Source organism: Streptomyces panaciradicis (assembly GCF_023516615.1).
GTDB classification, from domain to species: Bacteria; Actinomycetota; Actinomycetes; order Streptomycetales; family Streptomycetaceae; genus Streptomyces; species Streptomyces panaciradicis.
In genome coordinates this window covers 1-6,026 of sequence record NZ_JAMGBF010000215.1, presented here as the reverse complement: position 1 = coordinate 6,026, position 6,026 = coordinate 1, and the positions used below count along the sequence as shown (strand labels likewise).

Sequence of the window (6,026 nt, the reverse complement as noted above, 5' to 3'; positions counted from 1 at the left end):
GGGCCGGCCGGCGCCGGCGCCGACGAAAACTGCCCGCTCGACCTGCCCGCCGTGCAGGCAGCCCCCGGCTTCTCCGTACTCGGTGAGGCCGCCGTCGCCGGGATGCCCGCCGCCGAGCTGGAGCAGCACGCCGCCTGGGTGGACAACGCCCCGGGCCCGCAGACGTCCGCGGCCGGCCCGGCCACGGTGCTCGACCCCGCCGAGGAGGCCGAGGCCATCGCCGCGCTCGCCGCCCTCGCCGCCACCGTCGGCCGCATCCCCGAGCGCCGTAAGCCCGAACCCGTCGCCGAGGCCCCCCGGCCCGCGCCGGTGCTCTTCGTGCTCGACCTCGCCATGCCGCGGGACGTCGACGCGGCCGCGCACCGCCTGACCGGGGTCCGGCTGGTCGACATCGAGTCCCTCGCCGAGGCCTCCGCGGACGCGCCGATGGCCGCCGACGTCGACCAGGTGCGGCGGATCGTGGCCGACGAGGTCGCCGCCTTCGGGGCGGCGCTCAGGGCCGCGCACATCACGCCCACCGTCGTCGCGCTGCGGACCATGGCCGCCGACGTGGTGGCCGGCGAGATCGCGCGGCTGGAGGGGCGGCTGCCCGGCCTCGACGACAAGCACCGCGCCGAGATCACGCAGACCGTCAAGCGCGTCGTGGACAAGCTGCTCCACGCACCGACCGTACGGGTCAAGCAGCTCGCCGCCGAACCGGGCGGCGCCGGGTACGCGGATGCCCTGCGCACCCTTTTCGACCTCGACCAGGAGACGGTGGCCGCCGTCTCCCGGGCCGACAACGACTCTGAGAACAGCAAGAACCGAGGGCCAGCATGAGTAGCAAGGCACTGAGGCTCGGGACCAGGCGGAGCAGACTCGCCATGGCCCAGTCCGGGCAGGTCGCGGACGCCGTGAGCCAGGTGACCGGCCGGCCCGTCGAACTCGTCGAGATCACCACCTACGGCGACACCTCCCGCGAGCACCTCGCGCAGATCGGCGGCACGGGTGTCTTCGTCACCGCGCTGCGGGACGCGCTGCTCCGGGGTGAGGTCGACTTCGCGGTTCATTCGCTCAAGGACCTGCCCACCGCGCAGCCCGAGGGCCTGACGCTCGCCGCCGTACCGGAGCGCGAGGACCCCAGGGACGTCATCGTCGCCCGGGACGCGCTGAAGTTCACCGACCTGCCCCGCGGGGCGCGGATCGGGACCGGCTCGCCGCGGCGGACGGCCCAGCTGAACTCGTACGCCCGCAGCCACGGGCTCGACATACGCACGGTCCCGATCCGGGGGAACGTCGACACCCGCATCGGATACGTGCGGGACGGTGAACTGGACGCGGTCGTGCTGGCCGCCGCCGGGCTCAACCGCATCGGCCGGAGCGACGAGGTGACCGACTTCCTGTCGGTCGACACGGTTCTGCCCGCCCCCGGCCAGGGGGCACTGGCGATCGAGTGCGCCGCGGACAACGCGGACCTCATCGCCGCGCTCGGCGCGCTCGACGACCCGTTCACGCGGGCCGCCGTCACCGCCGAGCGGTCACTGCTCGCCGCCCTCGAGGCCGGTTGCAGCGCCCCTGTGGGCGCGCTGGCCGACCTTGTGGGCGACGGGCAGGTCGTCAAGGAAATGCGCCTGCGCGGGATAGTCGGCACGACCGACGGTTCGCGCACGGTGCAGCTGTCCACCACCGGTCCCGTGCCCGAGACGTACGACCAGGCAATGGCGCTCGGTCGCGAACTCGCTGCCGAGATGCTTGCCCAGGGCGCGGCCGGTCTGATGGGGGAGCGAGCACAGTGAGCCCCACCACCCTTCCCACCGGCCTCGATCACGGGCACGTCACCTTCCTGGGCGCCGGACCCGGGGATCCGGGACTGCTGACTCTGCGCGCCGTCGAGGCGCTCGCGACCGCGGACGTCCTCGTCGCCGAGGGCGACGTGCTCGACGTGGTGCGCAAGCACGCCAGACACGGCGTCGCCGAGGTGCACACGGACGGGGGTCCTTCGTCGGACCCGGTTCCGGGCACGGGCACACCTCAGCTGGCGGTTGTTGACGCAGCGTCAACAACCGCTGGGGTCCCCGCGGTACGGGATGCCGCACATCTTGTCATGGAGGCCGCGCGGGGCGGCAGGCGGGTCGTCCGTGCGGTGTCCGGTGACCCTGGCCTGGACGCTTACGCCGCCGAGGAGATGCTCGCCTGCGTCCGCGCCGGTGTGCCCTTCGAGGTCGTCCCGGGTGTCGCGGCGGCCGTGGGCGTGCCCGCGTACGCCGGTGTCCCGCTGCGCGACGCCGAGGGCGCGGACGTGCGGTTCGTGGACGCCCGTACCGCCTCCGACCGGTGCTGGAGCGAGGTCGGTGCCTCCGACGGGACGGTGGTCGTCTCGACGACCCTGGACGCCGTGGGCGCGGCCGCCGGCGAACTGGTGTCCGCAGGACGCAAGCCCGACACCCCGATGACGGTGACGGTGGCCGGTACGACCACCCGGCAGCGGACCTGGACGGCGACGCTCGGCACCATCGCGCAGACGCTGAAGCAGGCGAAGGTGCTGCCCTCGCCGGACGGCGGCCGGCCGGTGATAGTCGTGGTCGGCGAGCGTTCCGCCGCCGCCCAGCGCGACCAGCTGTCGTGGTTCGAGAACAAGCCGCTGTTCGGCTGGAAGGTCCTCGTGCCGCGCACGAAGGAGCAGGCGGCCTCGCTCTCCGACCAGCTGCGCTCCTACGGCGCCGTGCCGCACGAGGTCCCGACGATCGCCGTCGAGCCGCCGCGCACGCCCCAGCAGATGGAGCGGGCCGTGAAGGGGCTCGTCACCGGCCGGTACGAGTGGATCGCCTTCACGTCCGTCAACGCGGTCAAGGCCGTGCGGGAGAAGTTCGAGGAGTACGGGCTCGACGCGCGCGCCTTCGCGGGGATCAAGGTCGCCGCGGTGGGCGAGCAGACCGCCAGGGCGCTGGTCGCCTTCGGCGTGAAGCCGGACCTGGTGCCGAGCGGGGAGCAGTCCGCCGCCGGGCTCCTGGAGGACTGGCCGCCGTACGACCCGGTCTTCGACCCGATCGACCGGGTGTTCCTGCCGCGCGCGGACATCGCCACGGAGACCCTCGTGGCCGGGCTCATCGAGCTGGGCTGGGAGGTCGACGACGTCACGGCCTACCGGACCGTGCGGGCCTCGCCGCCGCCGGCGGAGACGCGTGAGGCGATCAAGGGCGGTGGCTTCGACGCCGTGCTGTTCACCTCGTCCTCGACCGTGCGGAACCTGGTCGGGATCGCCGGGAAGCCGCACAACGTGACCGTCATCGCGTGCATCGGGCCCGCCACGGCGAAGACCGCCGAGGAGCACGGGCTGCGGGTGGACGTGATGGCTCCCGAGCCGTCCGTGCACAAGCTGGCGGAGGCGCTGGCCGACTTCGGGCTGCGGCGGCGGGCCGCGGCGTTGGAGAGCGGGGACGCGGTGACGCGGCCGAGCGAGCGGAGGCCGGGGGCGCGGAGGCGTCGTACGACGACGTGAGGTCGGTGGGGGTGCGGTCCTGGGGGCTGCGCCCCCAGACCCCCCGTCGGCCCTTCGGGCCTCGTCCTCAATCGCCGGACGGGCTGTTTCAGCCGCCGACGCCGAGTCGGCAAAGGGGCGTCTGGGCCGGGCGTAGCGTAGACGGCATGACGAAGTACGGATCCTTTCCCGGTACGCGTCCCCGGCGGCTGCGCACCACTCCCGTCATGCGCCGCATGGTCGCCGAGACGCGGCTGCACCCGGCGGACTTCATCCTCCCGGCGTTCGTGCGCGAGGGGGTGAGCGAGCCCGTGCCGATCGCGGCGATGCCCGGGGTCGTGCAGCACACCCGGGACAGTCTGAAGAAGGCGGCCGCCGAGGCCGTCGAGGCGGGGATCTCGGGGATCATGCTCTTCGGGGTGCCGGAGGAGTCGAAGAAGGACGCCGTCGGCACGCCGGGCACCGACCCCGACGGCATCCTCCAGGTCGCCATCCGGGACGTGCGGGCCGAGGTCGGTGACGACCTGCTCGTCATGTCCGACCTGTGCCTCGACGAGACGACGGACCACGGGCACTGCGGGGTGCTGGACGAGCAGGGGCGCGTGGACAACGACGCGACGCTCGAGCGGTACGCCGAGATGGCCCAGGTGCATGCGGACGCCGGCGCCCATGTCGTGGGCCCCAGCGGGATGATGGACGGGCAGATCGGGGTCGTCCGGGACGCGCTCGACCAGATCGGGCGGGAGGACGTGGCGATCCTCGCCTACACCGCCAAGTACGCCTCCGCGTTCTACGGGCCCTTCCGGGAGGCCGTCGGCTCCTCGCTGCGGGGCGACCGCAAGACGTACCAGCAGGACCCCGCCAACGCGCGGGAGTCGCTGCGGGAGCTGGCGCTGGACCTTCAGGAGGGCGCCGACATGGTGATGGTCAAGCCCGCCGGGCCCTACCTGGACATCCTGGCGCGGGTCGCGGACTCCGTCGACGTGCCGGTGGCCGCGTACCAGATCTCGGGCGAGTACTCGATGATCGAGGCCGCCGCCGAGAAGGGCTGGATCGACCGGGAGCGGGCCATCCTGGAGTCCCTCACCGGCATCAAGCGGGCCGGCGCGCAGAACATCCTCACGTACTGGGCGACCGAAGTGGCGCAAAGGTTGCGGTGATCCGGGCTACGGATGGGGATACGTCAGGCCTCGAATCGGCCACCGACCGGCATCGGAACGCGATCGGTTCGGCTACGGAAGCAACTCGGATTCGTGAACTGGCGTCCCCCTTCCCGCGTTTCCCCCCGCTTTGTGGGGATTCTCGGACCGATCCGTAGTGGATCTGTCCGAAAAGTGCTCAACCGGTGCGTCCGCGTACCGAATTGACGAGTTCTCGTCATTGTCCCTACCTTCTGCGCCTGGCCTGATCCGTTCCGGATGGCCCGCACGTCGATCCCTGGGGGACACAAGTGAGCTGGTTCATCGAGGCACTGAAGAAGTACGCCGAGTTCAGCGGTCGTTCGCGCCGCAAGGAATACTGGATGTTCGCGCTGTTCGTCGGCATCATCGACGTGATCCTGGCCGTCGTCGCCATCGCGTCGAAGACCCCGGCGCTCTTCGCCCTCCTCGGCATCTTCTACCTCGCCATCCTGGTGCCCAGCCTCGCCGTCGGTGTCCGTCGTATGCACGACACGGGCCGCTCCGGCTGGTGGCTGCTCATCGGGGCCGTCCCGGCCATCGGCGGCATCTGGCTGCTGGTCCTCACCTGCCTCGACAGCCAGCCGGGCCCGAACCAATACGGCCCGAACCCGAAGGAAGCGCCTGTCGCGTACGCGGGCTGATCACCGCGCTCCGAGGCCGTCCGGTCGGTGTCACCGACCGGACGGCCTCTTCGCGTGCCCGGGGTCCGGATGCCACAGCGGCTGCGCGTGACTCGTCGCCGGGCCCTCGTCCCGCACCCCCGTGCCGTCCTTGCAGCCCGCCACGGTGAGCGCGACGAGCGCGAGGACGGTGGCGGCGAGCAGACGGCGGGTGCGGGGGGCTCGGGCGGACATGGCGGTGCGGGCCTTTCCGTGGGGGTGCTGGGGATGCCGGGGCCGGCGGTGCCCAGCCTGGGCGGTGGTCTGCATGCGGCGCCACACCTCGCGCGGGATTCGGGACGACGATCCTGTGGGACCGCCTCTGACCTGCGGGGACAGGGCGTCCCGCGGGGGCGTCGTGGGACGCCGCCGGGGCCTTCGCCCGGCTCGTCCCGCGACCCGTTGCCGTGCGTCGCAGGGTCGGGCACCATCAACTCCGCTCGGGAGTTAGCTTGTTGACGACCGCCCCTACTGCCCAGGGAGACGCCCGTGCCCGGTGACGCGTTGAGCCAGGACCCCGCGCTGCTCAGAGGACGTATCGACACCACCAGGGCGCATCCCGCCCGGGTCTACGACGTCTTCCTCGGCGGCAAGGACAACTACCCGGTCGACCGCGCCGCGGCCGCCGCCGCGCTCGCCGCCAACCCGCGCGGCTACCTCGACGTGCGGCACAACCGCGACTTCATGCGCCGCGCGGTGACCCGGCTGGCGGGCGAGCAGGGCGTCCGG

7 protein-coding genes are annotated in these 6,026 nt (G+C 72.6%); 6 read left to right on the top strand and 1 reads right to left on the bottom strand.

Features of this window, described 5'->3' with window-relative positions; all coding sequences use genetic code 11:
* The 5 genes from M8J74_RS41360 to M8J74_RS41340 all read left to right on the top strand — a co-directional run.
* The coding region (locus tag M8J74_RS41360) for a glutamyl-tRNA reductase (RefSeq protein WP_505016719.1) at positions 1-819 on the top strand (819 nt) is incomplete at its 5' end.
* Positions 816-1,775, top strand: coding sequence for a hydroxymethylbilane synthase (gene hemC / locus M8J74_RS41355; RefSeq protein WP_058923954.1), 960 nt, complete (start codon positions 816-818; stop codon positions 1,773-1,775). The genes M8J74_RS41360 and hemC, both read left to right, overlap by 4 nt.
* Positions 1,772-3,478 (top strand): bifunctional uroporphyrinogen-III C-methyltransferase/uroporphyrinogen-III synthase, encoded by a 1,707-nt coding sequence (locus M8J74_RS41350; protein ID WP_249841322.1) that lies wholly within the window; start codon positions 1,772-1,774, stop codon positions 3,476-3,478. The genes hemC and M8J74_RS41350 overlap by 4 nt, the downstream gene beginning before the upstream one ends.
* Before the next feature lie 146 nt (positions 3,479-3,624).
* Complete coding sequence (gene hemB, locus M8J74_RS41345) at positions 3,625-4,617, top strand: porphobilinogen synthase (RefSeq protein WP_249841321.1); 993 nt, start codon at positions 3,625-3,627, stop codon at positions 4,615-4,617.
* Positions 4,618-4,907: 290 nt separating this feature from the next.
* The gene (locus M8J74_RS41340; RefSeq protein WP_249841320.1) at positions 4,908-5,279 is read left to right on the top strand and encodes a DUF805 domain-containing protein; all 372 of its coding nucleotides are present in this window, start codon (positions 4,908-4,910) and stop codon (positions 5,277-5,279) included.
* A gap of 30 nt (positions 5,280-5,309) precedes the next feature.
* On the opposite strand, the gene M8J74_RS41335 is transcribed toward M8J74_RS41340, so the two are convergent.
* The gene (locus tag M8J74_RS41335; protein ID WP_249841319.1) at positions 5,310-5,567 is read right to left on the bottom strand and encodes a hypothetical protein; all 258 of its coding nucleotides are present in this window, start codon (positions 5,565-5,567) and stop codon (positions 5,310-5,312) included.
* A gap of 219 nt (positions 5,568-5,786) precedes the next feature.
* On the opposite strand from M8J74_RS41335, the gene M8J74_RS41330 reads away from it, so the two are divergent.
* Positions 5,787-6,026: SAM-dependent methyltransferase (locus M8J74_RS41330; protein WP_249841318.1), on the top strand; the 240-nt coding region annotated here is incomplete at its 3' end.